This is a genomic window from Amycolatopsis sp. NPDC051758 (assembly GCF_044453095.1).
Lineage (GTDB): Bacteria > Actinomycetota > Actinomycetes > Mycobacteriales > Pseudonocardiaceae > Amycolatopsis.
On record NZ_JBITCJ010000001.1, the window covers coordinates 826761 to 852577 of the forward strand.

Sequence of the window (25817 nt, forward strand, 5' to 3'; positions counted from 1 at the left end):
GAGGTTACGGGCTCGTTGCGGCACACGCCGGAGCTGCCCAAGAGGCTGACCGACCTGACGCCGGTGGTGATCGTAGGCACCTCGATCTGGGCTGTCGCACTGGTGGTGCTCTTCTTCACGACTTCGGGGCTGTGGGTGCAGACGGCGCTGTCCGGGTTCGTGCTCGGGTTCATCGGGATGGGGATCATCCTGTGGCAGCGCGCCGCCGCCCGCCGGGGCTCGAAGTCGGCCCAGCGGCTCTAGCCTTCACGAGCCGCTACGCCAGCAACGTCCTCGGCGAGGGGTCGTCGAGCAGCGCCGTGATCAGGTGCCGGTCCGGCCAGTGGTCGGCCGCCCAGGCGAACGCGCGGGCCAGCCCCTCGGACGTGTCGGCCGCGTGCAGCCGGCCGTCGGACCACCACTGGACGTCGTGCTCGGCGCCCTGGATGGACACGGTCAGCGGATCGTGCACCAGCACACCGCCGTCGGGCAGCCGGATGCCGAGCTGGTCGGCGACGAGCTTCAGCGCGGGCAGGTCGGCCCACGGCGCGTACTCGCCTTCGCTGGTCACCTCGGCCGGTTCACCGCTGGCCAGCGGCAGGTCGACCAGGTACGACAGCCGGTCCGGATCCGCGGGCGCGACGACGAACCGGTTCGGCTCGAGCGCACCCGCGACCCACGGCACGTCCAGGACCAGCACCCCGTCGGCGACCGACCCGTCGGCGGTCCGGACCGCACTCGGATCACTGGGTTCGAACCCGGACTCGACCACGGCGTCGTAGGCGCGTGCGGCCAGCCCGGGTGAGATCTGCCTGCCCCAGTTCCCCAACCGCTCCAGCACATCGAACGCTTCGTCCACACTGGACAGGCTGAGGTCGCGCCGCACCCCGGCGATCTCGAGGAGCTCGACCTCCAGGCCGACATCGGGCACCTCGTCGTAGAGCCCGGCCAGGTCGGCGCCGGGCAGCCGCCACGCGTTCGGCGGCGCACCCCCCAGCACGGCGTACTGCGCGATCCACCAGGCCGCGTGCCCGCCGGGCGTGCGCAAGGCGTGCCAGGTCTCGGGCCGGGCGGCGAGCAGGCGCAGCGCCGCGGGCCAGGAGTCGTCGGCGACGAGGTCGAGGTCCCGGATCGCCACCAGCGTCGACGGCGGTTCCGGCCGCGAGTCCCACCAGGCTTCCTCGTCCGGCAGGTCGTGGTCGGGTTCGTGCGGTTCGTCGTCGACGACCAGCGCGAAGGAATCGAGCACACCAGCGGCTTTCAGCGTCTCCGCCGGCCAGTCTTCGGCGAAGTCCTCGTCGAGGACGTCGAGCGCGCCGTCCTCCTCGAAGACCTCTTCGTCGAAGATGTCGATCAGCGGCGACGCCGGGAGCACGAGCTCGTCGGCACGGCGCCAAGTGTCGGTAGCGGGCAAGGCGAGCGCACCGACCCAGCGCGGGGCGTCGTCTCCGCAGTCGGCGATCAACCTGAGGACGGCACCCGCGAGCGTCGTACCGTCCAATCCGGACCGGATGTCTTCCACACTGCGCTCGACGGCGTCGCGCAGCTGATCGGCGTTGAGCAGCTCACGCGCGTCAGCTTGCTTGGCACCCAAGCGTTCCAGCAGCGGGTGCGACGCGGCGGGGTGCACCAGACGCAAGCCCGGAATATCCACATCGGACAGCAGCTCGAGCAACTCGGCCGAGCCCTCGACCAGCAGAGAGCCTTTCGCCCCCGGCAGCGTCCGGCCGTCCGATAGCGGAACCGGCAGACCGTCCAATCTGGACGCGGCGAGCGCGTGGGACTCGACGGCGATCGTCAGTGCCGCGTAAACCTCGCGCCACCAGCCCGGCTCCCTGCTCACCCCCGTAAGCGTTTCCAGCACCTCTTCGATACTGGTCACCTGCACCGAAACAGCCTTCAAAACCTGAGCGGGCGCAGCACCTTTGAGCAGTCCGGACAGGACGTCGGCGAGCAACGCGGGCAGTCCGGGCACGTCGACGTCGAGCACACGAGCCTGACGCCCGGAGACCTCACCACCGTCCTGAGTAGACAGCCACGGTTCTCCCGCGAGGTTCGCCAGCACCTCGTCGCGCAGCTTTGCGTCCACAGTGGACTTCGGAAACCCCGGCGTGGGAACCAGCGCGAACCGCTGCTCCGCCGGAAGCAACCGAACGAGCCGGACATACTCGGCAGCAGCGTTTTCGAGCGCCTTCGTCAGTTCGGCCCCGGGCAGCGCACGACGACGCGAAGGTTCGACCGGCACCGTCGCGAGCAACCTCGCCGGGAGCGACAGCCCGTCATCGGTCGGCGTCGGCGCGTGCAGAACGTCCTCTTCGAGCGGCTGCGGGACACCCGCCTTGTCGACCGGCACCGCCCACACGACGTCACCGCGATGAGTCAGCCAGCGAGTTTCCCTTTCGGGGCCCCGAATCTCGACAACGTCACCCTCAGCGGTGCGAGTCCAGACATTCCCAGCAACGTCGGCTTCGGCCAGCCACGGCAGCGCAAGCAGCAGGTCGGCGATGTCCTTCGCCAGCTCGTCGAGCAGCGTTGGGCCGTCAACGTCGTCCCGCAGCGGCAGCCGCACTTCGGTGTCGAAGCCGGCGGGGACGTCGGCGGGCACGGGCCACGGGAGCCGCAGAACGGGAACGTCGCCGGTGATGCCCGCGGCTTCGCGGGTGCGCTCGGCGGAGAAGGCGACGCCACCGGTCGTGGAGACGACGCGAGGTTCGTCGGAAACGGTGCGCACAGCGGCAAATCCGACCCCGAAACGCCCGACGGTCTCCCCGGTCTTACCGGACGCCCGCAACGAGGCAAGCGACGCCACCCCGCGCGCGTCAAGCGACGCACCGGTGTTGGCAAACCGAAGCTCGCCGTCCACAAGGGACACTCTGATCCGTCCAGGGCGCCCGGCCGCCATCGCGGCATCGGCGGCATTCTGCGCAAGCTCGACAAAAAGCCGATCCCGATAAGCCCCGACGCGCAGATCACGCTCGACGTTGGTGTCCTCGATGAGCCGGGTCGGCGAGTCCTGCCAGGCGCGCAGGGTCGCTTCCCGCAGCCGCGCGGTGCCGAAGGGATCGGCCCCGAGCGCCTCAGCCGTTGCGGTGGTCACCGCTGGCTTCGGCGTCCGTGTCGACCTGGGTGTGCGCTTCGCCGGTCTCGGTGTGGGTCGCGTCGGCCTTCGCAGACTCAGCTTCAGTCTCGGCTGCTTCGGCCTTCGCGGGCTCGACTTCGGCGACCTCGGCCTGAGTCGCCTCGGTCTCGACCGTCGCAGGCTCGACTTCGGCGGCTTCGGGCGCAACCGGCTCAGCTGTCGCGGCAGCGTCGGCTTGGAACGCGTCCGGCACCTCACCGGCAACCGGTTCGCCGGCCTCGGTCACCACGTTGTCGGTGAGGGCGGCTTCGGGAACCTCGACTTCCTGCTCGGTCACCTCGACGAGCCGCTCACCAACCACATCGGTCACCCCGGCATGAGCCGGTTCCGCCTCGCCGCTCGTCTCCACCGAAACCGGATCCACCTCAGCGGCATCCGATTCCGCGGCCGGCGGCTCCGCAGCCACATCGGGCTGAGTCTGAAGCGGCTCCGCAACCTCAGCCGCCGAAAGCCGCCCGACCTCAGCCAGCGCCGCCGGGTTCACTTCGGCGGCATCCGACTCTGCGGGAGTACCGGGCGCCTGAGTCGCCACATCGAGTGATTCCGGGGCCGCCTGCAGCTCGGCGACCGCATCAGTCACCTCGGCCTGCGTCGGCTCCGCCTCGGCAGGCTCGGGCACCTCGGTGGCAACCGGCTCGGAGGCCACATCGGTCACCTCGGCCTGAGCTTGCTCCGCGCCAGCCGACTCCGCCTGGGCAACTTCCTCGGCCGCGACCGGCTCGGCAATCGCATCCGTCGCCTGCGGCTCGGCAACCGCATCAGTCACCTCGGCCTGGGCCGGCTCCGCTTCCGCGGGCTCCGACACCTCGGTGGTAACCGGCTCGGTCGCCGCAACCTCGGCCACCTGCGATTCGACATCCGCAACGGTCGCGTCGGCCTGCGCCGACTCTGCCTCGACCGGCTCAACAACCGTTGCCGGGTTCTGCTCCGCTTCCGCGGCCTCCGGCGGCGAGGACACCTCAGCCGACTCTGCGGCCACCGGCTCGGCGACCACATCGGTCGTCGCAGCCTCGGCCACGACCGGCTCGGCAACCGCACCGCTCGCCGAAACCAGAGCCGCCTCTGGCTCCACCTCCGCCGGCGACACGTCAGCCTCCGCGATCGCCGTCTCCGGCTCCGCGGCCGCCGTCTCCACCACCTCGGGCGCCGGCGTGAAATCCAACAACGAATCGTCGTACACCAGCTCCGCCACCGGCACGGACGAAGTCACCTCGACCTCGACCTCCGAGTGCGCTCCGCACCCGTACTCGACGTCGACGACGTGACCATCCGCCGGGGCGATGTCGTTGCTGCACACGCCGAACACGCCGCGCAGCGACCCGGCCAGGGGCACGAAGAACCCGCACGTCCCGCACACGTCCGGCGCGCTGCGGGCCATGTCGGACCTGGGGCCGAACTCGCCGCCGTGCCAGCGGGCGGCTGCGTCGGTGCGGCCGAAACGGGACAGGACGTGGATGCGGCCCAGCCCCGCGTCGTGGGCCACCTCTTCCACTGCCGGGTCGTCCGACTGGAGGTACGCCGGGGCCAGGCGGGGGTCGTTGTCGTCCGTCGGGAAGATGTCGCCGACGCCCAGGTCTCCCGCTCGGACGCGGCGCTCCCACGGGACCCATGCCGGGGCGATGCGGGCCTCCGGGCCCGGCACCAGCACGACCTCGCTGACCGTCACCGGCTCGTCGTCGCCGGCCAGGGCGATCGTCACCGACCAGCGCCAGCCGCGGTAGCCCGGGACCTGGGCCTCGAACAGGTGACTCGCCGTGACCGCGTCCTCGCGGGCGGCACCCACGTGGGCGCCGATCTGCTCCTCGGGCGCGTCCTCCAGCACCGCAGCTCGCGCGAACTCCACCGCGTCGGCGAGTTTGCGCTGCACGGAGCCGTCGTCGAGGGTCAGCAGCAGAGTCATGCGGCCAATTGTGCCGCACGCATCCTCAGCGCCCGTGCCAGGCTGTTCAACGTGCGCACGCCGATCATCACCTCACTGCTGCTGGCCGCCGCGCTCGGCGGCTGCGCCGGGGCGCCCGAGCAGGAGCCGAGCCCGGAACAGCTCACCGTCCAGGTGCTCTCGACCCTGCCGCACGACCCCGCCGCGTTCACCGAAGGCCTCGAGTTCGCCGGCGACACTCTGTACGAGAGCACCGGGCTCGCCGGGCAGTCGACGCTGACCGCGGGCCCGGCCGGCGGACCTCCGGCGACGACCGCCACGCTGCCGTCGCCGCTGTTCGGCGAGGGTGTCACCGTGCTCGGGCCGACGTTGTGGCAGCTCACCTGGCAGGACGGCTTCGCCATCGAACGCGACTCCAAGACCCTCGCCGAGCTGCGGCGGGTGCCGTACCAGGGTGAGGGCTGGGGGCTCTGCCACCAGGCGGACGGACGGCTGGTGATGAGCAACGGCTCGTCGTGGCTGACCTTCCGCGACCCGAAGACCTTCGCGGTCACCGGCAGCGTCGACGTCGGCCGTGATCAGCTCAACGAGCTCGAGTGTGTCGGCGGCGACGTGTACGCAAACGTTTGGCACACCGACACCGTCCTGCGGATCAACGCGGCCACCGGGCACGTCACCGGCACGATCGACGCCGCTCAGCTGCGTGCCCAGCTGAACACAACGGGCGCCGAAGACGTGCTCAACGGTATCGCCGCCGTGCCGGGGACCGACGAATTCCTCCTCGCCGGGAAGCAGTGGCAGATCACGTTCCGGGTGAGGTTCGTCCCCAAGAACGCCTAAAGCACGGATGAGCAGGCGGGACCGACCCCGGGTAAGGCAGGATTGACACGTGGCACTCTTCGGCTCCCGCTCCGACTCCGACGGCACCCGGTCGGGGCAGCAGCGCGGCCGGAAGTCCAAACGACGCTGGACGCCGGAGCCGCGCGCGACGCAGGCCAAGCCCTGGCGGGAGGCCGTGGCGCCGAACCGCGCCGAGTACCAGAGCCCGCCGCCGCCCACCCGCGCCGAGCACCCGAGCGCACCGCCGCCGACCCGCGTCGAACGCCCGGTGCCGCCCCCGGCCCGGCCCGCGCCGCCGCGGGTGCCGAATGCCAACGAGGCGCCGACCGCCGCCGCGCCGATGGGCCCGCCGGTGGGACACCGGCCGCCGCCACCGCGCGGTGCCCGGCCGTACGACCCGAACCGCACCGAGCCGGTGCGGCGCGAGCCGCAGCCCGGCTTCTACCAGGGTGAACGCCGTCCGGGCAGCGGTGAGTACGAGCACTACGACACCGGTGGTTACGCGGGCGAGCCGCGCCCGCCCGAGGCCGAGCCCGCGCCGCCGCGGGAGGAACCGCGGACGCCGGGCGGCACGCCGAAGCTGCCGAAGAAGATCACCGTCACGCGCGTGGCTGCGATGCGCAGCCGGCAGCTGACCGGTCAGGCCGTCGGCGCCTTCCAGCGCGCGACGAAGGCCGACGGCGCCGAAAAGTCCGGCCTGACCTCGCTGACCTACGCCGTGATGCTGAACTACGCCAGCGACGCGGCGATGGCGATCGCGCTGGCCAACACCCTGTTCTTCGCCGCGACCAGCGGTGAGAGCAAGGGCAAGGTGGCGCTCTACCTGCTCATCACGATCGCCCCGTTCGCACTGGTCGCGCCGGTGATCGGCCCCGCGCTCGACAAGGTCCAGCGCGGCCGGCGGCTGGCGATGTGCGCGTCGTCGGTCGGCCAGGGGCTGATGGCCGTCGTGATGGCCCTGCACTTCGACGACTGGCTGCTCTACCCGGCCGCGCTCGGGATGATGGTGCTCTCGAAGTCGTTCACCGTGCTCAAGGCGGCGGTCACACCGCGAGTGCTGCCCTCGGAGATCACGCTCTCCAAGACGAACGCCCGGCTGACCACGTTCGGCCTGGTCGCCGCGGGCGCGTTCGGCGCGCTGGCCAGTGGCATCAACGCGATCTCCGGCTCGGCCGGCGCGCTGTGGTTCACGGCGCTGATCTGCGTCGCCGCGGCCGTGCAGTCGATGCGGATCCCGGCCTGGGTCGAGGCGACCGAGGGTGAGGTGCCGACGTCGCTTTCGGCGCACCCGACGGAGAAGAAGCGCCGCCAGCCGATGGGCCGTCACATCGTCGTCGCGCTGTGGGGCAACGGCTCGGTGCGGGTGCTCACCGGCTTCCTCATGATGTTCGCCGCGTTCGCGGTGAAGGCCCAGACCGAGGGCACCGGGCAGACGCCGTTCATGCAGCTCCTGCTGCTCGGCGTGATCGGCGCCGCGGCGGGGGCCGGCGGCTTCCTCGGCAACGCGCTGGGCTCGCGGCTCAGCTTCGGCAGCCCGGACCAGGTGATCGTCGGGTGTGTGGCGGGCTGTGTGCTGGCCGCGCTGGTCGCGACGCTGCTGCCCGGCCTGGCCACGGCCGCGATCGTCGGCCTGGTCGGCGCGACGGCCAGCGCGCTGGCGAAGATCAGCCTCGACGCCGTGATCCAGGAAGACCTGCCCGAGGAGTCGCGCGCGTCGGCGTTCGGCCGCTCGGAAACGGTGCTGCAGCTGGCGTGGTGCCTCGGCGGCGGGGCCGGCCTGCTGCTGCCGCCGACGTACTGGATCGGCTTCCTGGTGATCACCGTCGTGCTGGCGGTCGGCTTGACCCAGACGTACCTGGTGCGCCGCGGCGGTTCGCTCGTGCCGGGTCTCGGCGGCGACCGGCCGCTGCGGCCCGAGCCGACCGGGAGCTTCCCGGCCCAGGGCCTGCCCAGGGACCCGTCGGCCCGCCGGTAGGCTCCGGCACATGCGACGTTCCCGGGTGGTGGCCCTGCTTGCGGCCGGTGGGTTCGCGGTGGCCGGCTGTTCGGCGCCCGGCCCGGCCGAGGTCACCTTCTTCGCCGACGGCCACACCATCAACACCACGCCGGTGCTCACGTGTGACTACTCGCAGCAGCTCGCGCAGCCGTGCAGCGCGAAGGGCGCAACGCAGACGCTGAAGGTCCGGCCGGGCAAACCGGTGCAGATCTCGGTGCCCGGCGAGGTCGCGGACGCGCCGTGGCAGATCGTCTACGAGTACGTGACCCCGCAGGGCGAGTTCAAGCAGAGCGACCCGATCCCGTTCACGTCACTGGATCGCTACGCCTACACGGTCACACCGCCGACGCCCGCCGACCGCATCTCGGCGGTCGACGTGCAGCGGTACACGGCCGTGCTGAACGCGGGCACCGGTGAATCGGGCCTGCTGCCCAGCGACGTCTGGGGCCTGCGGCTGGAGGCTTAGGGATCGAGGTCCCGGGCCACCGCGCGCATGATCTCGCCGATCTGCTTGGTGTTCTTCTTGTCCGGGTAGCGGTTGCGCCGCAGGTCCGGCTGCACCTTCAGTTCGATCAGCTTGATCATGTCCTCGATCAGGCCGTGCAGCTCCTCCGCCGGGCGACGGCGCGCCTCGGCGACGGACGGCGGCGGGTCGAGCAGCCGGACGGAGAGCGCCTGCGGCCCACGGCGGCCGTCGGCGACGCCGAACTCGAGCCGCTGCCCGGCCTTGAGCCCCTCGACGCCCTGCGGCAGCGCGGCCTTGCGGATGTAGACGTCGGCGCCACCATCGTCCTGCGTGACGAAACCGAACCCCTTCTCCACGTCGTACCACTTGACCTTGCCGGTCGGCACTTCCCTCACCAATCCTTCTGCTGTCCCGCTCACGACGAACGCGCCCGGTGGGCGTACCCAGGGCGCGCTCCTGGAAGCGTATCTCGCCACAGCCCCTGGGGAGAAGTCGATACCGGCGGATACCCTCTGCTTCATGACGACCGCGACGAAGGAGACCACCGTGGCCGCCCCCGGCAAACCGTTCCTCATGCGGATCGGTATCGGCCTCTTCGGCCTCGGCATGCTCACCGTCCTGACGGTGTTCATCATGTTCGCCGCCGGTCTGGAGAACCTGCCGATCTGGCTGTCCGTCGGCGCCGGCGTAGTCACCCCGCTGGGCCTGGGGCTCAGCCTGCTCGCGCTGTTCTTCGAGGCCAGGGCCAAGAAAACCGACTAGGGCACCACGCTCCCCGCGAAGGTCCGCTCGAACCAGTCCGGGAACTCCGTCAGCGAGTCGAACACCACTTCGGCGCCTTCGCTGAGCAACAGCGCGCGGTCGCACGGCCCCGTCGTGACACCCACCGCGATCGCACTCGCTGCGAGCGCACCCCGGATGTCGCCTGCGTGATCTCCGACATACACGCGTGCGTCGTGCGCCAGGAGCGCTTCGGCCTTCTGCGTGGACCACAGCTCGCCGACGACCTCGTCGACGTCCAGGCCGAGCGCGTCCACGTGCAGCTGCGCATTGGGCCCGTACTTGCCGGTGACGACGAGCGTGCGCCCGCCGGCGGCGCGGACCGCGCGCAGCGACTCGACCGCGCCCGGCAGCGCGACCGTGCTCGGCACGACCATGTCCGGGTACAGCGCGCGGAAACGGTCGACGAGGCCGGGGATGCGCTCCTCGGGCGCTTCGAAGCCGCGCAGGATGTCGTCCAGCGGCGGGCCGAGGTTGGCCGCGAACGCGTCGCCGTCCAGCGGCAGGCCGGATTCGGCGCCGAGCGCGTTCATCGCCGCGGCCATGCCCGGGCGCGCGTCGATCAGTGTCATGTCGAGGTCGAACCCCACCGTGATGCCCACCCCTGCACGGTAGCTGCCCCCACCGACAGATTTACACGTCAACCGATCATGTACAGCGCCTTGACAGCGGAGTGATCTGTGTCAAGGTGGAGGTGTGACCAGCTTCACTGACCGGACGAAGGCGTCGTTGCGGGAAGCGCTGCTCGACGCCGCCGCCGACCTGCTGCCGGACCGGGGGCACGCGGCGCTGCGGATGGCCGACGTCGCGGCCCGGGCCGGGGTGAGCAGGCAGACCGTCTACAACGAGTTCGGGAACAAGGCGGCGCTGACCCAGGCGGTGGCGCTGCGCACCGCGTCGGAGTTCCTCGACGGGATCCGGCAGCGGTTCGAAACGGCGGACGGGCTGCTGGCCGGCATCCACCACGCCGTCGTCTACACGATCGAGCACGCGCGGGAGAACCGCCTGGTCGCCGCGGCGCTCGGCACCGAAGCCGGCGAGGACCTGCTGCCCCTGCTCACGACCAAGGGCGAGCCGATCCTCACCGCGGCCGCGGACCTCGCTGCCGAGCAGTACCAGGAGCTCGAGCCGGGGCTGTCGGCCGAATCCGCCGCGCTGCTCGCCGAAACCGTGGTGCGGCTTTCGCTGTCGCACCTGGTGCTGCCCACGCACTCGGCGACGGAGGCGGCCGACGCCGTCACCGCGGTGCTGGCCCCCGCCATCCGCCAATTCGTCCACAATGGAGTGACACGATGACCGACACACTCGCCGAGCTGCGGACCGGCTTCTCCTCGCTGCGCAAGGGCGGGCTGAACTGGGACTCGTTCCCGTTGCGGCTGTTCGTCAAGGGCAACAAGAAGTTCTGGAACCCGGCCGACATCGACTTCAGCCGTGAACGTGAGGGCTGGGACACGCTCAACGACGAGCAGAAACGAAGCACGACTTACCTGGTCGCGCAGTTCATCGCCGGCGAAGAGGCGGTCACCGAAGACATCCAGCCGTTCATGCGCGCGATGTCGGCGACCGGCCGGTTCGGCGACGAGATGTACCTGACGCAGTTCTGCTTCGAGGAAGCCAAGCACACGGAAGTGTTCCGGCGCTGGATGGACGCGGTCGGGCTGACCGGGGACCTCCACCCTTACGTCGCCGAGAACCCGCACTACCGCAAGCTGTTCTACGAGGAGCTGCCGCAGTCGCTGCGGGCGCTGGAGGACGATCCCAGCCCGCTCAACCAGATCCGCGCGAGCGTGACGTACAACCACGTGATCGAGGGCAGTCTCGCGCTCACCGGGTACTACTCGTGGCAGCTGATCTGCACCCAGCAGAACATCCTGCCGGGCATGCAGGAACTGGTCCGCCGCATCGGCGACGACGAGCGCCGTCACATGGCCTGGGGCACGTTCACCTGCCGCCGGCACGTCGCCGCGGACGACTCGCTGTGGGACGCCGTGCAGCAGCGGATGGGCGAGCTGCTTCCGCACGCGCTCAACATGATCCAGTGGGTGCAGGACCAGTTCGAGGAAGTGCCCTTCGACAACGATCCGGAGGAGATCATCCAGTACGCGGCCGACCGCGCGCAGCGGCGTTTGGGCGCGATCGAGTCGGCACGCGGGATGCCGGTGGAGCAGATCGACCTCGACTACTCGCCCGAGGACCTGGAAGAGACCTTCGGTGAGGAAGACGCGAAGGCGATCGCGGAGGCGGCCGCGGACGTCGCCTGACGGCGGTGCCGTGAAGGGCGCCTTCAGGGACAGATAAGCCCTGAAGGTGCCCCTCACGGCCGACCGTCACCAGTCCCAGACGCGATTCATGGTCTCACCACTCCCAAGAGCGCTTCACGTGATCACCACTCCCATTGCCGTTCCACGGTTCACCATTCCCAAGCGCGGTTCATCGCTTCACCACTCCCAAACTCGCGTCATGATCACCACTCCCAAGCTCGCCAGTCCTTGTTGCGCTTCACGCGGTCACCAGTCCCAAGTGCGGCACCACTCGTTCCCGCGGGTCCAGTCGTTCCCGCGGGACCATTCGTTGTTACGGCCCCACTCCCAGCCTCGAGTCACGGCGAATCTCCCTTCGTGTGACAAACACTGCGAAGGGGTAACGCACGACCGCCGAGCCCGGTTTAGGCGTGCTTCGCCGCGGCTGCGTTCTCCAGGCCGAGCAGGCTGATCGACTTCTCGCGCATCTCGACCTTGCGGACCTTGCCGGTCACCGTCATCGGGAACTCCTCGACGACGTGCACGTACCGCGGGATCTTGTAGCGCGCGAGCTTCCCCTCGCAGAACTCACGCACCTTCTCCGCCGTCAACGGCGTAGCGCCTTCGCGCATCCGGACCCACACCATCAGCTCTTCGCCGTACTTCTCGTCCGGGACGCCGACGACCTGCGCGTCGAGGATGTCCGGGTGCGTGTAGAGGAACTCCTCGATCTCGCGCGGGTACAGGTTTTCGCCGCCGCGGATGACCATGTCCTTGATGCGGCCGGTGATGTTGACGTAGCCGTCGCCGTCCATGACCGCCAGGTCACCCGTGTGCATCCAGCGGGCCGCGTCGATCGCCTCGGCCGTTTTGTCCGGCTGCTCCCAGTACCCGAGCATCACCGAGTACCCGCGCGTGCACAGCTCGCCCGGCTCGCCGCGCGGCACCGTCAGGCCGGTTTCCGGGTCGACGACCTTGACCTCGAGGTGCGGCCCGACCCGCCCGACCGTCGACACGCGGCGCTCGACCGAGTCGTCCGACCGCGTTTGCGTCGACACCGGGGACGTCTCGGTCATGCCGTAGCAGATCGACACCTCCGCCATGCCCATCCGGTCGATGACCTGCTTCATCACCTCGACCGGGCACGGCGAGCCGGCCATGATGCCGGTGCGCAGCGACGACAGGTCGAAGCTCGCGAAGTCCGGGTGGCTCAGCTCGGCGATGAACATCGTCGGCACGCCGTAGAGCGACGTGCACTGCTCGGCGGCGACGGCCTCCAGCGTGGCGCGCGGGTCGAACGCCGGGGCCGGGATGACCATGCACGCGCCGTGGCTGGTGCACGCCAGGTTGCCCATCACCATGCCGAAGCAGTGGTAGAAGGGCACCGGGATGCACACCTTGTCGAATTCGGTGTAGTTGCACAGCTCGCCGACGAAGTAGCCGTTGTTGAGGATGTTGTGGTGGGACAGGGTGGCGCCCTTGGGGAAGCCCGTGGTGCCCGACGTGTACTGGATGTTGATCGGGTCGTCCGCCGAGAGGTTCGCCTGCAGTTCCGCGAGCCGCGCGGGGTCGCCCTGCCAGCCGGCGTCCATCAGCGCCTGCCAGCTCTCGCCGCCGAGCAGCACGACGTGCTCGAGCTGCGCGCACTTCTCGCGGACCTCGTCGACCATCGCCGGGTAGTCGGACGTCTTGAACTTGTCCGACGCGACCAGCAGCTTCACCCCGGCCTGGTTGAGCACGTACGCCAGCTCGTGCGAGCGGTACGCCGGGTTGATGTTGACCAGGACCGCGCCGATCTTCGCCGTCGCGTACTGCAGGAACGTCCACTCCGCGCGGTTCGGCGACCAGATCCCGACCCGGTCCCCCTTGCCGATCCCCTGCGCGAGGAGCCCCAGCGCCAGCGCGTTCACCTCGGCGGCCAGCTCCCGGTAGGTCCACCGGCGGCCGGCGAGCCGGTCGACCAGCGCGTCACGATCGCCGAACGCCGCCACCGTCCGGTCGAAGTTGTCGCCGATGGTGTCCCCGAGCAGCGGGACCTCCGAGATCCCCGAGGCGTAGCTCGGCAGGGCGGGCGCGTCAGGCATGGTGGCTCCCTTGGACGTCTTCGTCGGGCCAGGTGAGTCTAAGAACGGAACGCGCCGGTCGCGACCGCTCGGAGCCGTTTCGAGATCGAACCGCTGGTAGCATCGCCCGCGGACTTTCAGGGGGCGATCGATGGCCGGCCAGGGGTTTCGCGACGAGCTGACCCAGTTGCTGCAGGCGCGTTATCCGTTGCTGGTCGTCGAGACGCACGAAGAGCAGCGGGTGCTCCGCGAGATTCGCGCGGTCGCGGAGGACCAGCAGCGGCTGCGCACGCCGCGGCGGGTGTACGTGTGGTCGTCGACCACCGGCCTGGCGCCGGCGGGCGGTCCGCCCATCAACGAGACCCGCGCCGCGGCGGCCGCGCTGGAACGCGTTTACAGCTGGGCCGAGCCCGCCGTGTTCGTGTTCGTCGACCTGCACCCGTCGCTGGTGTCCGAAGGTGGCCACCGGCCGGATCCCGACGTCGTCCGCCGGCTGCGCGAGCTCGCCGCCGCGTTCAAGACGCGTCCGGTGCCACTGAGCCTGATCCTCGTGTCGCCGTCGCTGCCGGTGCCGCCCGAGCTGGAGCACGACGCGACCGTCGTCGACTTCCCGCTGCCCGACCAGCGCCAGATCGGCGAGCTGCTGGACGGCATGGTCGCCGCGCACCGGCAGAACGTGCGGATCAGCATCGACCGCGACGACCGGGACATGATCATCGTCGCCGCCCGCGGGCTGACCTTGCCCGAAGCCGAAAACGCGTTCGCCAGGGCGCTGGTCGAGGGCGGCGGCCTCGACCCCAGCGACCTGGAACTGATCCTCGCCGAGAAGCGCCAGGCCGTGCGCCGCTCCGGGATGCTCGACATCGTCCCCGCGGAAACGAGCTTCGACGCCGTCGGCGGGCTCGACCGGCTCAAGCGCTGGCTCACCAAGCGCACCGGCACCTGGACACCCGCGGCGTCGGCGTACAACCTCGCGGCGCCGAAGGGCCTGCTGCTCACCGGCGTGCCCGGCTGCGGCAAGAGCCTGTCCGCGGTGTGCGTCGCCAACATGTGGCGGCTGCCGCTGCTGCGGCTGGACCTGGGCCGCGTCTTCGCCGGCCTGGTCGGCTCCAGCGAGAAGAACATCCGCACGGTCATCCGCACGGCGGAGGGCATCGCGCCCTGCGTGCTGTGGGTCGACGAGATCGAGAAGGGCCTCGCCGGCGCGGGCGGCGGCGGGGACGGCGGCACCGCGCGGCGGGTGTTCGGCACGTTCCTGTCCTGGATGCAGGAGAAGACGGCGCCGGTGTTCGTGATGGCCACCGCGAACCAGGTCGGCTCGCTGCCGCCGGAGTTCCTCCGCAAGGGCCGGTTCGACGAAATCTTCTTCGTCGACCTGCCGTCGGCGCCCGAGCGCGCCGCGATCTGGCGGATCCACCTGCACCGGCGTGTCACCGACGACTTCGTGCGCAGTGAACTGCGGATGGACGACGCGCTGTTCACCGAGCTCGCCGACGTCAGCGCCGGGTACAGCGGCGCCGAGATCGAGCAGGCCGTGCTGTCGGGCCTGGTCGACGCGTTCGCCGAGAAGCGGCCGCTGCGCCGCGACGACCTGGTGCACGCGGTGAAGTCGACCGTGCCGCTGTCGGTCACCCAGGCCGACGAGATCCTGGCCATCCGGAACTGGGCCGAGACGCGCGCCGTCGCAGCGACGGACACGTCCGACGACGTGGCCGAGCCGCCGGCGCCCGTCGCGCCACCGCCGCCGTCACCGGGGGCACCGAGTGGGAGGACGATCGACGTATGACGCACCGCGTGACCGTGACCATCGGCAAGGACGGCTCGATCAGCGCCGAAACGCACGGCGTGACCGGCTCGAAGTGCCTCGACTACATCCCGCTGCTGGAGGACCTGCTCGGCGCGGAGACGGTGACCTCGGAGTTCACCGAGGACTACCGGCGCACGTCCGCTTCCGCGGAGAACACGGCTTCACAGCAGCAGACCCAATGGAACTCCTGAACCTGCACCGGATCGTCGACACGACCGCCGCGGAGGGGCCCGGCCTGCGCTGCGCGGTGTGGACCCAGGGCTGCTCGGTCCGCTGCCCCGGCTGTTTCAACCCGCAGACGTGGACGACCCGCGGCGGCACGCTCTTGCCGTGGCCGGAACTGGTTTCGCGAGTGCTGGCGATCGACGGCATCGAAGGCGTCACGCTGCTCGGTGGTGAGCCGTTCGACCAGCCTGGGCCGCTCGGGCTCTTCGCCGAAGCCGTACGCGCCGAGGGACTATCGGTGATGACGTTCACCGGGCACGTCCTGGAGGAGCTGCCGCCGTCGAAGCTGCTCGATGCGACGGATCTGCTGGTCGACGGCCCGTTCCTGGCCGACCGGCCGGAGCCGTCGCGGCCGTGGGTCGGCTCGGTGAACCAGCGGTTCCACTTCCTGACCGACCGCTACGACGAGTCGATTTTCCGCACCCCGAACCGGCTGGAACTGACGATCGCCCCGGACGGCGCGATCGAGCTGAACGGGTTCGCCACCACCGAAGTACTCGAAGCGCTGCTCGAAGGGGATCACCGATGAGTGTCACGCTCAAGCTGCGCAGTGAGGCGCTGGCCCAGCTCAACGCCGCCACGATCGCCGCGCACACGCAGGCGCAGCCCGGCGTCGTCACCGTGCGGACCCGGATGCGCCACCGCGACCTGCTCGCCCGCGCGCTGACCGGGCTGCGCGCCCAGGTGACCGACGACGGGAACGCCGTCACCGCCGCGTGGGAGGGCCGGCGGATCACGTTCGTCTACGGCCCCGAAGGCGTCCAGATGGCCCACGTCGACGGCCCTGGGCTCGCCGAGGCCGAAGCCCAGCGGCTGGTGCTGTCGGTCGACGAGGCGTACGCCGCCGAAGTGCAGCGTGCGGTTCTCGCACGGCTCAAGCAGCGCGCGGCTTCGAACGGGATGGTCGTCGAATCCGAGCGGGTCAACGCCGACCAGTCGATCAGCGTCACGCTGGCCGCCACGTCGTGACCGAGGTCAGGGTCGGGCTGATCGAGTTCGGCAAGGCGCTCAACGACACGATCACCCTCCCCGGCCTCGGGGAGCTGCCCGGCGGGCAGGTGAGCATCGGGCGCGCGGTCCGCGGCGCCCGCGCACGGCTGCGGCGCGGCGACCGCGTCCTCGCCGACAACCTGCGCCTGGGGATCATGGTGCGGAAGAAGTTCTTCTCCAGCGACGTCGAGCCGGTGACCGACGCCGGGTTCCTCAAGGACGTCTTCGTCGCCGTCGGGCGGCGGGACATCGGGAACGGGGACTCGCTGGAGCTGTACACCGACGACGCCGTCGGGCCGGACACCAGCAGGCAGGACGGGCTGGCGGTGGTGCTGGCGCCGGCGTACGACCAGCTCACCGGTTTCCACGTGCAGGTGCGGCCGCAGACCGGCGTGCTGCGGTACGGGGCGCTGGCCGCGCTGCTGCGGGGTGGCCGGCCGGTCGGCGAGCCGCTGCGGGTGCTCGGGCTGTTCGGCCCGGCCGGGCCGGTCGAGGAGCTGCCGGCCGGTCAGCCGGGAACGGCGCTGCTCGGCTTCCAGTGCGACGTGCCGCCGATGGCCGGGGACGCGCTGACCGCGTTCCACGAGCCTGCGCACGACCACTTGGAGCGTCGCGAAGGGGCAGCGGTGGTGCACGGCGTCACCGACCTCGGCAACGGCTCGGTGGTGGCGGCGGTCGAGGTGCCGGAGGGGCGGGCCGCGCAGTTCACGGTGGGCACGCGGGCGCGGGTGCTGCGGCCGGCGGGGACGACGTTCAACGAGCGGAGCACGGTCATCGCGCCGGAACTGCCGATCCTGTCGCTGGCCACGGGCGGGGTGGCGGTGCGGACGACCGCCGGGAGCCGGGTGTTCACGGTCGGGCTGGGGACGCGGGACGTGCGGGAGAACGACACGATCGAGGCTTATGTCCCGGTTGGTGTGGTTCCGCTGGCTGCTCCGCCGGTTTCTGCTCCGGTTTCTGCTCCCCTTCCGGTGCCCCTTTTGGACGTCAACACGGCTTCGGGACCGGAGCTGGCGCGCGTGCTTTCCCCGGAGCGGGTGGAGCGCGCGCTGAAGCTGCGGCAGCGTCAGGGCGGATTTGCGGACGTGGAGGCGTTCGGCGTCGCGATCGGCCTGCAGCCGCACGAGATCGTCCGGCTGCGGACGCGTGCGACGGCCGGCCGGGTGCCGTTGCGCGAGACGGGTGTGCGGCAGCTCGACATCTGAGCGCGCGGTGGCCGGTCCGCTACGCTCGGGGATGTGCCGGAGCAATTTTCCCTGAGCCTGACGGAACTCGACACGGCGATCCGGCGCACGGGTCTCCCGGCGAACTGGCACCCGTTCGAAATCCGCAGCCCCGGTCGCACCCTGGCCGAGAACGAACGCATCGCGGCCGCGTCCTGGGAGTCCATGCGGGCGCGGAGCCTGGCGGGCGCGGACAAACTGGACATCGAGGTCGAGCAGACGCTGCGGGCGTGGACCCAGCCGGACGTGCTGATCATCGTCCGCGCGGCGGAAGAAGGCCGCCAGGTCTTCTACCGGGCCGCGATCGGCCACGGGCTCGGCGTCTTCGCGGAGCTGGCCGGCGAAGAGGTCCTGTTCGCCCAGACGCGGCCGGACCGCCTGGTCGACCTGGTGGTCGGCATGCTGCCGGACTACTGTCCGGTCCCCCTGCCGGAGCTGACGTTCACCGAGCCCGGCAACCGCCGCGACACGGACGCGGCGACGGAGTTCTCGTCGTGGCCCCTGCACCGCTACGGCACGTTCGAGCTGTCGATCCGCCATTCGGGCGCACTGAAGCCGGCCGGAACGGTGACGTTCGTCGACAACGCCGGCGGCCGTTTCCTGATGTTCAGCGAGGCCCTACCGGGCGGCGAAACCCGCGTCCGGTTCACCCCATCGGATGGTTCTCACCTGCGAACCTGGCTCCACGAGCGTGGCCGGAACCACTGACGCGGCCGGTTCGTCACTAGTACAGTGCAAGAGGACCACGCAGGGTGGTGTCGACGACTGGGAGGGCGTCATGAGCGGTTCGCAGTTCGGCGCACCGGGCACGTTCACGCCTCCGCCCGGTGAAGGGGACGCGGGGTCGAACTTCCTTTCCGGGTTGCTGGACGGACCTACGGACTCCGACGCCGCGAAGCGAGTCAGCGAGGGTGGCCATCACCTGAAGTCGCTGGCCGAGGGCGGTCAGTTCGCGGTGAACGAGGAAGGGTTCCAGGCGTACATCAAGGCCTGCGACTTCTTCCTCGACGGATACAACCGCATGATCGTCGACGTCGGACTTCTGACGACAGCAGCCAACATGGGAGGCAGCGAGTACGCCAAGGCTGTCGCCACCTTCAATGTAAAAGTGGCAGACGGCGATGAGGAGTCCCTGATCCCCAACCTCATCCGGATGCGCGATGGCGTCCTGCAGGCTCGCGAGGCGATGGCGATCGCCCGCAAGAACTACCGCGAAACCGAGGACGCCCACAGCATGACATTCGCCCAGCTCAACAAAGGTCTGCAAGAGCGGTGAAGGTGCGAGGATTTCCGGTTGCGCTCGCCGCACTGGCTCTTACCTTCGGCCTTACCGCCTGCACGAGTCAGGTTGGGGGCCAAGCAAACCCCAGTTCAACTACGTCGGTATCGACTGCTCCGGAATCGAACACCGCCGGCAGCAATCCTTTCGTGGGCTTGGACTCGTGCGTCTTGCTCGACCAAGCCCTCGCCGGGCGGGGATTTCCACAGGCCGAGCCGACTGTTGCCCGCTCGAAGGAGTCCTGCCGGGCCACCAAGGCCGCGACCGTTGACACACCAGGCGCGGACGTGGCCCTGTCCCTGCAGGCTGGCCAGAACTATCGGGACAATGTCAGCAACCCGAGCCAAGCGAGCGAGGGAAAGGTCAACGGGCGTCCGGCGGTCGAAGAACGCGAGCCACAGCACTCCTCCGGGCAGTGCGGTGTGTGGTTGGAAGTGAAGCCGAACTCCCGTGCCCTGGTTCTACTGAGCGCAAGCACGGATACCGGGAGCGCCTGCACGCAGACCGAAGAAATCGCCGCGAAAGTCGAACCACTGCTGCCGAAGAACTGAGACGGAGTCCTGTCATGAGTCAGCCGCACCGGGCGGAGCATCGCCAGTCCGAGGGTGACTACTACGCGGCCACCGAACAGAAGCTCCAAGGCAATGCCGAGGGCCAGCGGCTGACTCAGAAAGCGGCGTCGGACTACTCGGTCGCGCAAGGAAAGGTCCTGCAAGAGGGCCAGAACCTGCGGGGCGATTCGCCGGCGCCTGGCGAGAACTATGCGAACAGCCCGCACGAGGTGCTGTACGACATGGTGCACAAGGACCTCGACATCGAGGGCATCAACGACCGCAGCCGCGTGGCCAACGTCTACGGCAACTGGCTCGCCGACGCGTCCAACCAGTTCCGTGACGCGGCTACGGCATCAGGTGGGTCATGGCAGGGGCCGGCAGCAGAGCAAGCGAACGGCTTCTTCCAGAGCACCGCCGGGCACACCGAGCAGACCGGTGATGCCATGCAGCTGGTCTCCAATCACTACTCCCAGCAGTCCGCGGCCGCGCATTACGCCAAGACCAACATGCCCGAGCCCACCGGCTTCAACCAGCAGGCCGAGCTGGACAAGGCGAAGCAGCAGTACAACTCCGGCAATCTCATCGGCATGAGCTCCACCATGGCCGGCATCCAGGTCAAGCAGCAGCAGGCCGATGCCGCGCACCAGCAGGCCGTTCAGGTCCTGCAGGGCCTCGACGGCACCTACCACGAGACCGCCAGCTCCCAGCCCACCTACGCGCCGCCGCCGCAGCTGGGGAATGGGGACTCGACCTCTGTTTCCGGCTTCCACGGGACCAGCAGCACCGGCTTCACCGGCACCCCTACCGTCGGGGGCACCGGGCCCGGTGGGACGACCGGGGGCGGCTACGTGCCGCCCGGCACGACGCCCGGTGTCGCCCCGCCCGGGACAACGCCGCCTGGGGCGATGCCGCCCTCCTACGTTCCGCCGGGTGCCACCAGCGGTACCGGTGGCACCTTTGGTGGTGGCAACACGAACTTCCGCGGTGGGCCGGCCGCGAGTGGCTTCCCGCGGATGACGCCCGACGGGCTGGCCATGCCCGGCACGCCCGGGGCCGGTGGCGGGAGCGGTGACATCACGCGCAGCAAGCCCGGCATCGGGTCGGGGCGTGCCGGGACGGGCTTTGCCGGGTCCCGCGTGTCCGGCGGTGGTTACACCGGTGGCCCGAAGGAGACCGCCGGCGAGAGCGCCAAGACCGGCGGGAAGGCCCCCGGCGAGCGGCTCGAGCGTGGGGCCACGGCCGCCGCGGCCGCCAAGGGCAAGGCCGGGGCTCCGGGAGCCGCCGGTGCCGGTGGGGCGGGCAAGAAAAAGGAAGACGACAAAGAGCACAAGAACAAGTACGCCGTCGAGGAAGACGTCTTCGACCTCAAGCCGGAACGGGGGCCGGACGGCGAGAAGATCGTCAAGCCCACCATCGGGGAGTCGTAGACCGGCGAGATGCCCTAAGGGAGACCCCTAAATCTCCCCTAGATCAAGATCAGGCCCCCCACGCCGCAGCTACTGTGGAAGCCATGCGCTTCTTCATCGTCGACGCCTTCACCGACCGGGCCTTCACCGGCAATTCCGCCGGCGTCGTCCTCCTGGACGAGCCCGCCGACCCGGCCTGGATGCAAGCCGTCGCCACCGAGATGAAGCACGCCGAGACCGCCTTTGTCGTCACCTCGGGCCCCGGCCCCAAGTCGCTCCGGTGGTTCACCCCCGCGGTCGAGGTCGCGCTGTGCGGGCACGCCACCGTGGCCGCCACGCACGTGCTCGGCGGTGAGCAGGTCTACACCACCAAGAGCGGTGAACTCCGCGCCAAGGCCGAAGACGGCTGGGTCGAGCTGGACTTCCCCTCCGACCCGCCGCAGCAGACCGACGACGATCTGTCCGAAATCCTCCCCGGGGTCGAGATCGAGTACACCGGACGCGGCGTCGAGAACCTCTTCGCCGTCCTTCGCGACGCTGAAACGGTCAAAAACCTCGAACCCGACCTCGCCAAACTCAAGGACACCTGGACGGGACGGCTGCTGGTCACCGCGAGAGGCGACGACTACGTCAGCCGCTTCTTCGCGCCGGGCGTCGGCATCGACGAAGATCCCGTCACCGGCTCGGCGCACTGCATCCTGTCGCCCTACTGGTCCGAGAAGCTCGGCAACAAGGAGCTCACCGGCCACCAGGTCTCCGCGCGCGGCGGGGTCGTCCGGACGCGGCAGGACGGCGACCGGGTGCACCTCGCCGGCCAGGCCGTGACCGTCGTGAGCGGGGAGCTGCACGTCTGATGCGCACTCTCCTGAACCTCATCTGGCTCGTGCTCTGCGGCGTCTGGATGGCGCTGGGTTACCTGGTCGCGGGCGTCATCTGCTGCATCCTGATCATCACGATCCCGTTCGGGCTCGCGTCGTTCCGGATCGCGGCCTACGCGCTCTGGCCGTTCGGGCGCACGGTGGTCGACCGGCGGGACGCCGGCGCCGCGTCCTGCCTCGGCAACGTGATCTGGTTCGTCTTCGCCGGGCTGTGGCTGGCGATCGGACACGTCCTCACCGGCGTCGCGCTGTGCATCACGATCATCGGCATCCCGCTCGGCATCGCGAACTTCAAGATGATCCCGGTGTCGCTGATGCCGCTCGGCAAGGAGATCGTCGAGATCGGCTGATCAGGACTCCGGCTCGTACGGCAGCTCCACCACCAGGCACGGCCCGCCGACGAACAACCCGCCGTCGACCCCCAGGGCCTTGCCGCCCGCGTACAGGTACGGCCCTTCGATCTGCGTCGGGTGGATCCCCAGCTGGTCCGCGATGACGCTGTGCCCGTGCACGATCCGGGAGCCGCCGAGCTGGTCCATCAGCTTCTGCGCGTTCTCCTCGCCTTCGGGCCCGCGGAACGCGTAGCGCGTCGTCATGCGGCGCCAGACGTCCCACCACGCCTCGATGTCGGACCCCGCGAGGATTTCGCCCGCCGTCTCGTTGATGGCCGGCACCGTGCCGCCCCAATCGAGGTACTCCAGGGTGTCCGAGTGCAGGAGCAGGTGGTCGGCCGCCAGAGCGGCCAACGGGCGCGCGGTCAGCCACTCGATGTGCTCCGGGGTCAGCCGGTCCTGGTCGGCCAGCAGGCCGCCGTTGATCTCCCAGCTGCGGGCGAAGCTGCGCGGGCCGAAGTCGGACGGCACCGGCTCGTCGCCGAAGTGGTACATCCCCAGTGCCAGGATCTCGTGGTTGCCCAGCAGCGTCTGCACCAGGCCGCCGGCCTCGGCCGCCTGCGCTTCGAGCTGCATGACCAGGTCGATCGCGCCGACGCCGTCCGGGCCGCGGTCGACGAAGTCACCGAGGAACCACAGCTGGTCCGCTGCCCCCGACCAGTTGTCTTCGTCGTCGACCAGACCTTCGGCGCGCAGTGCCTCGGCCAGTTCGTCCCGGTGGCCGTGCACGTCGCCCACTACGTACGTGGACTTGCTCATCCGGTGACGATAAGCCCTGTGGCCGCCCGGCCCACCGTCAGCCTTCGCCGAACGGGTCCGCGGTTCGCCCGATCAGGTCGGCGATCGAGTCGAGCACCAGGGTGGGCCGATACGGATAGCGTTCGGCCGACTCCCGGGTGGAGATGCCGGTGAGCACCAGGATCGTCTGCAACCCGGCTTCGATGCCCGAATGGACGTCGGTGTCCATCCGGTCGCCGATCATCAGCGTCGACTCCGAATGCGCACCCAATCGGCGCAACGCCGAGCGCATCATCAACGGGTTCGGCTTGCCAACGTAGTACGGCGAGCGCCCGGTGGCCTTCTCGATCAGCGCCGCGACGGAACCGGTGGCGGGCATCGAGCCTTCGACACTCGGGCCGGTCGCGTCCGGGTTGGTCGCGATGAACTTCGCGCCGCCCTCGATCAGCCGGATCGCACGCGTGATCGCGCTGAAGCTGTACGTCCGTGTCTCGCCGAGGACGACGTAGTCCGGGTCGCGCTCGGTCAGCACGTAGCCGACCTCGTGCAGCGCCGTGGTGAGGCCCGCTTCGCCGATGACGTACGCCGAGCCGTTCGGCCGCTGCGACGAGAGGAACTTCGCCGTCGCCAGCGCCGAGGTCCAGATCGACTCCTCCGGGATGTCGAGCCCGGTGCGCTCCAGCCGGGCCCGCAGGTCACGCGGGGTGTAGATCGAGTTGTTGGTCAGCACCAGGAAGTCGATGCCGTTCGACTTCAGCTCGGCGAGGAACTCGTCGGCCCCCGGGACGAGGTGCTCCTCCTTGACCAGGACGCCGTCCATGTCGGAGAGATACGTCCACCGGCGCTCGTTCATGCGCGAAACCTATCACGCGTGCGAGACACCTGCGTTCCACGCCGAAAAGGGCTACAGTGGGAATTGCCGGTATCGCGAGGGGAGTCGCGTTCCCGGTCACCGAGGGGGTTCGGGGGAATACTTTTCGACGTCACCGGCGTGGTCGCCGGGGCGCAATTCTTCCTGCCCCCGAACGCCGAGGGGGAGAACCGAATGACCGAAATCATCGAGCGTCCGGCCACGGCCGGGCCGATCGCCGGGCCGAACTGGGGGCTCACCAAGTTCCTCGACCCACTGCGCATTCCGCCGGTGCTGCGGCCGCATTCGTGGTGGGGCGAGGACATGATCACCATCCCGATGATCGCGAAGCGCCGGCGACTGCACTCGCAATTGCCGCCGAGCACGTTGTGGACGTACGCGGGCCATTTCCCGGGTCCGACCATCGAAGTGCGCAGCGGTAAACAACTGCGGATTTCGTGGTCGAACGAAATCGACGGCGAGTTCCCGCTCGTCGCCGTTCAGGGCCCGGTGGGTGACGCGCCGGCCAGCCGCCCGGGCCGCGAGCTCGAGAAGACCGGCTACGCCGTCATCGACGGTGTCGCGGACCTGCCGTCGTGGACCGTGGTGCACCTGCACGGCGCGCGCACCAACGCGGGCAACGACGGCTGGGCGCACAACGCCGGCCTCAAGGGCACTTCGCAGCTGGCCGAGTACCAGAACGTCCAGCCGGCGATGCCGCTCTGGTACCACGACCACGCGATGGCGATCACGCGCTTCACCGTCCACGCCGGCCTCGCCGGGATGTACCTGCTCCGCGACGACGAGGAAGACGCGCTCGACCTGCCGGACGGCGACCACGAGATCCCGCTGATCATCACCGACCGGAACCTCGACCGGGACTCGCCCACCGGCCCGCTCAACGGACAGCTGCTGTTCAAGGTCCCGGTGGTGCCGAACGGCCCGATGATCCCGTTCACCGGCCCGTTCAACCTGGTCAACGGCGTGATCTGGCCGCACCTCGACGTCGACGCGCGGTGGTACCGCTTCCGGCTGCTCAACGCGGCCAACTCGCGGTTCTACACGCTCAACCTGGTCGACGAGAACAACAACCCGGTGAACGACGCCGTCCGCCTGATCGGCACCGACGGCGGCCTGCTGCCCGCGCCAGCACCGCTGCCTGCCAACGGCCTGACCGTCGCCCCGGCCGAGCGGTTCGACGTGCTGATCGACTTCAGCCGCTTCAAGGGGCAAAAGCTCAAGCTGCGCAACGCCGACCCGCGGCTGGGCACGGTCGAGCCGGACCTGATGGAGTTCCGCGTCGACGGCCGGGCCAAGCACGACCCGTTCCGGCTGCCGGAGAAGATCTCGACGTCCTACACCCGGCTGGTGCACGGCTCGACGCTGCCGGAGGACCACGACCACGTCTGGATCGCGCTGTTGCTCAACGCCGAAGGCCACCCGGAGATGTGGGACCTGGAGCCGGTCGACGCGGATCCGGGCGGCGCCGGGATCATCCAGGTGCAGGACCCGGCCGGCGGGCTGAAGACGTTCCGGATGATCGGGCGGCTCTTCGACGACACCACCGGGATCTTCATCAACCACGACCGCTGGGCGGTGTGGAACATCCTGCACGTCGCGAACGGCGGGCCCGCGCACCCGATCCACATCCACCTGACGGAGTTCCAGGCGCTGTTCCGGCGGGCCTTCACCACGACGTTCGACCAGCCTTCGGAGCGGACGACGGCGCCGATCAGCGGCTTCACCGACGTCCCGCTGGAGAAGTACGAGGAGGGCTGGAAGGACACGATCATCGTGAACCCCGGCCAGTGGGTGAGCGTGGCCGGGCAGTTCGGCGGCGGCACCGGCGAGTTCATGTACCACTGCCACATCCTCGACCACGAGGACGAAGGCATGATGCGGCCGTTCGTCGTGCACCCGCCCGAGGTGGCCAAGTTCCACGTCCACCCCGGCGGCGACCACCACCACGACGGCTGACGCCGGCTCCAGTGCGCCCCAATGTGGCCTTCGGTGCGTGAGACGCAACGAAGGCCGCCTTGGGGCGCTGGCAATCGGACAACAGCGTGAGCCCGCCGCCGGCGGGGCCGTGGGAG

The 25817-nt window shown here is 69.9% G+C and carries 26 protein-coding genes; 19 read left to right on the forward strand and 7 right to left on the reverse strand.

Features of this window, described 5'->3' with window-relative positions:
* The first annotated feature begins 15 nt into the window (after nucleotides 1–15).
* Nucleotides 16–243: a DUF2530 domain-containing protein gene (locus tag ACIA5G_RS04370; RefSeq protein WP_395921880.1), complete on the forward strand. Its 228-nt coding sequence runs from the start codon at nucleotides 16–18 to the stop codon at nucleotides 241–243.
* A gap of 13 nt (nucleotides 244–256) precedes the next feature.
* Here the strand turns inward: ACIA5G_RS04370 and ACIA5G_RS04375 are convergent, their stop codons facing one another.
* Both ACIA5G_RS04375 and ACIA5G_RS04380 read right to left on the reverse strand, forming a co-directional pair.
* Nucleotides 257–3076: a sacsin N-terminal ATP-binding-like domain-containing protein gene (locus ACIA5G_RS04375; protein WP_395920774.1), complete on the reverse strand. Its 2820-nt coding sequence runs from the start codon at nucleotides 3074–3076 to the stop codon at nucleotides 257–259.
* Nucleotides 3057–4940: a DUF3027 domain-containing protein gene (locus ACIA5G_RS04380; RefSeq protein WP_395920775.1), complete on the reverse strand. Its 1884-nt coding sequence runs from the start codon at nucleotides 4938–4940 to the stop codon at nucleotides 3057–3059. The genes ACIA5G_RS04375 and ACIA5G_RS04380 overlap by 20 nt, the downstream gene beginning before the upstream one ends.
* Nucleotides 4941–5069: 129 nt before the next feature.
* Here ACIA5G_RS04380 and ACIA5G_RS04385 point away from each other — a divergent pair, with 129 nt between their 5' ends.
* Genes ACIA5G_RS04385 through ACIA5G_RS04395 form a run of 3 tightly spaced genes read left to right on the forward strand, consistent with a single transcriptional unit; the run spans nucleotide 5070 to nucleotide 8299 of the window.
* On the forward strand, nucleotides 5070–5837 hold the full coding sequence (locus ACIA5G_RS04385) for a glutaminyl-peptide cyclotransferase (RefSeq protein ID WP_395920777.1): 768 nt from the start codon (nucleotides 5070–5072) through the stop codon (nucleotides 5835–5837).
* A gap of 49 nt (nucleotides 5838–5886) precedes the next feature.
* The gene (locus ACIA5G_RS04390; RefSeq protein WP_395920779.1) at nucleotides 5887–7812 is read left to right on the forward strand and encodes an MFS transporter; all 1926 of its coding nucleotides are present in this window, start codon (nucleotides 5887–5889) and stop codon (nucleotides 7810–7812) included.
* A 10-nt stretch (nucleotides 7813–7822) separates the two neighbouring features.
* Nucleotides 7823–8299, forward strand: coding sequence for a DUF2771 family protein (locus ACIA5G_RS04395; RefSeq protein WP_395920781.1), 477 nt, complete (start codon nucleotides 7823–7825; stop codon nucleotides 8297–8299).
* Here the strand turns inward: ACIA5G_RS04395 and ACIA5G_RS04400 are convergent.
* The gene (locus ACIA5G_RS04400) at nucleotides 8296–8685 is read right to left on the reverse strand and encodes a cold-shock protein (RefSeq protein ID WP_323325665.1); all 390 of its coding nucleotides are present in this window, start codon (nucleotides 8683–8685) and stop codon (nucleotides 8296–8298) included. The two genes, ACIA5G_RS04395 and ACIA5G_RS04400, sit on opposite strands and share 4 nt — an antisense overlap.
* 133 nt (nucleotides 8686–8818) lie before the next feature.
* Here ACIA5G_RS04400 and ACIA5G_RS04405 point away from each other — a divergent pair, with 133 nt between their 5' ends.
* Nucleotides 8819–9061 (forward strand): hypothetical protein, encoded by a 243-nt coding sequence (locus tag ACIA5G_RS04405; RefSeq protein WP_395920782.1) that lies wholly within the window; start codon nucleotides 8819–8821, stop codon nucleotides 9059–9061.
* Here the strand turns inward: ACIA5G_RS04405 and ACIA5G_RS04410 are convergent.
* Nucleotides 9058–9681, reverse strand: a complete 624-nt coding sequence (locus tag ACIA5G_RS04410) for an HAD family hydrolase (protein ID WP_395920783.1) — start codon at nucleotides 9679–9681, stop codon at nucleotides 9058–9060. The genes ACIA5G_RS04405 and ACIA5G_RS04410 overlap by 4 nt on opposite strands.
* A gap of 94 nt (nucleotides 9682–9775) precedes the next feature.
* Between ACIA5G_RS04410 and ACIA5G_RS04415 the strand changes: the two genes are divergently transcribed.
* Both ACIA5G_RS04415 and ACIA5G_RS04420 read left to right on the forward strand, forming a co-directional pair.
* Complete coding sequence (locus ACIA5G_RS04415) at nucleotides 9776–10375, forward strand: TetR/AcrR family transcriptional regulator (protein ID WP_395920785.1); 600 nt, start codon at nucleotides 9776–9778, stop codon at nucleotides 10373–10375.
* The gene (locus tag ACIA5G_RS04420) at nucleotides 10372–11340 is read left to right on the forward strand and encodes a R2-like ligand-binding oxidase (protein ID WP_395920786.1); all 969 of its coding nucleotides are present in this window, start codon (nucleotides 10372–10374) and stop codon (nucleotides 11338–11340) included. The genes ACIA5G_RS04415 and ACIA5G_RS04420 overlap by 4 nt, the downstream gene beginning before the upstream one ends.
* A gap of 404 nt (nucleotides 11341–11744) precedes the next feature.
* Here the strand turns inward: ACIA5G_RS04420 and ACIA5G_RS04425 are convergent, their stop codons facing one another.
* Nucleotides 11745–13403: an AMP-binding protein gene (locus tag ACIA5G_RS04425; RefSeq protein ID WP_395920788.1), complete on the reverse strand. Its 1659-nt coding sequence runs from the start codon at nucleotides 13401–13403 to the stop codon at nucleotides 11745–11747.
* Between the two features lie 130 nt (nucleotides 13404–13533).
* Here ACIA5G_RS04425 and ACIA5G_RS04430 point away from each other — a divergent pair, with 130 nt between their 5' ends.
* From ACIA5G_RS04430 to ACIA5G_RS04480, 11 genes are all read left to right on the forward strand, one after another.
* Complete coding sequence (locus tag ACIA5G_RS04430) at nucleotides 13534–15168, forward strand: AAA family ATPase (RefSeq protein ID WP_395920790.1); 1635 nt, start codon at nucleotides 13534–13536, stop codon at nucleotides 15166–15168.
* Nucleotides 15165–15380, forward strand: a complete 216-nt coding sequence (locus ACIA5G_RS04435) for a DUF2997 domain-containing protein (RefSeq protein WP_395920791.1) — start codon at nucleotides 15165–15167, stop codon at nucleotides 15378–15380. Before ACIA5G_RS04430 ends, ACIA5G_RS04435 begins: the two co-directional genes overlap by 4 nt.
* On the forward strand, nucleotides 15368–15943 hold the full coding sequence (locus tag ACIA5G_RS04440) for a 4Fe-4S single cluster domain-containing protein (protein WP_395920792.1): 576 nt from the start codon (nucleotides 15368–15370) through the stop codon (nucleotides 15941–15943). Before ACIA5G_RS04435 ends, ACIA5G_RS04440 begins: the two co-directional genes overlap by 13 nt.
* Entirely contained in the window at nucleotides 15940–16383 is a 444-nt protein-coding gene (locus ACIA5G_RS04445; protein ID WP_395920793.1) for a hypothetical protein, read from the forward strand. Before ACIA5G_RS04440 ends, ACIA5G_RS04445 begins: the two co-directional genes overlap by 4 nt.
* Nucleotides 16380–17609 (forward strand): hypothetical protein, encoded by a 1230-nt coding sequence (locus ACIA5G_RS04450; RefSeq protein WP_395920794.1) that lies wholly within the window; start codon nucleotides 16380–16382, stop codon nucleotides 17607–17609. The genes ACIA5G_RS04445 and ACIA5G_RS04450 overlap by 4 nt, the downstream gene beginning before the upstream one ends.
* 33 nt (nucleotides 17610–17642) lie before the next feature.
* Entirely contained in the window at nucleotides 17643–18335 is a 693-nt protein-coding gene (locus ACIA5G_RS04455) for an ESX secretion-associated protein EspG (RefSeq protein ID WP_395920795.1), read from the forward strand.
* 70 nt (nucleotides 18336–18405) lie between these two features.
* Nucleotides 18406–18903 (forward strand): hypothetical protein, encoded by a 498-nt coding sequence (locus tag ACIA5G_RS04460; RefSeq protein WP_395920796.1) that lies wholly within the window; start codon nucleotides 18406–18408, stop codon nucleotides 18901–18903.
* Between the two features lie 2 nt (nucleotides 18904–18905).
* A complete protein-coding gene (locus ACIA5G_RS04465; protein ID WP_395921882.1) occupies nucleotides 18906–19457 on the forward strand; it encodes a DUF3558 family protein in 552 nt (183 codons plus the stop codon).
* 14 nt (nucleotides 19458–19471) lie between these two features.
* A complete protein-coding gene (locus ACIA5G_RS04470) occupies nucleotides 19472–20887 on the forward strand; it encodes a hypothetical protein (protein ID WP_395920797.1) in 1416 nt (471 codons plus the stop codon).
* Nucleotides 20888–20970: 83 nt separating this feature from the next.
* Nucleotides 20971–21720: a PhzF family phenazine biosynthesis protein gene (locus ACIA5G_RS04475; protein ID WP_395920798.1), complete on the forward strand. Its 750-nt coding sequence runs from the start codon at nucleotides 20971–20973 to the stop codon at nucleotides 21718–21720.
* A complete protein-coding gene (locus ACIA5G_RS04480) occupies nucleotides 21720–22094 on the forward strand; it encodes a YccF domain-containing protein (protein WP_395920799.1) in 375 nt (124 codons plus the stop codon). The genes ACIA5G_RS04475 and ACIA5G_RS04480 overlap by 1 nt, the downstream gene beginning before the upstream one ends.
* On the opposite strand, the gene ACIA5G_RS04485 is transcribed toward ACIA5G_RS04480, so the two are convergent.
* On the reverse strand, nucleotides 22095–22895 hold the full coding sequence (locus ACIA5G_RS04485; RefSeq protein ID WP_395920800.1) for a metallophosphoesterase: 801 nt from the start codon (nucleotides 22893–22895) through the stop codon (nucleotides 22095–22097).
* A 37-nt stretch (nucleotides 22896–22932) separates the two neighbouring features.
* The gene (locus ACIA5G_RS04490) at nucleotides 22933–23727 is read right to left on the reverse strand and encodes an HAD-IIA family hydrolase (protein WP_285476861.1); all 795 of its coding nucleotides are present in this window, start codon (nucleotides 23725–23727) and stop codon (nucleotides 22933–22935) included.
* A 192-nt stretch (nucleotides 23728–23919) separates the two neighbouring features.
* On the opposite strand from ACIA5G_RS04490, the gene ACIA5G_RS04495 reads away from it, so the two are divergent.
* Nucleotides 23920–25701, forward strand: a complete 1782-nt coding sequence (locus ACIA5G_RS04495) for a multicopper oxidase family protein (protein WP_395920801.1) — start codon at nucleotides 23920–23922, stop codon at nucleotides 25699–25701.
* The last annotated feature ends 116 nt before the right edge of the window (nucleotides 25702–25817 follow it).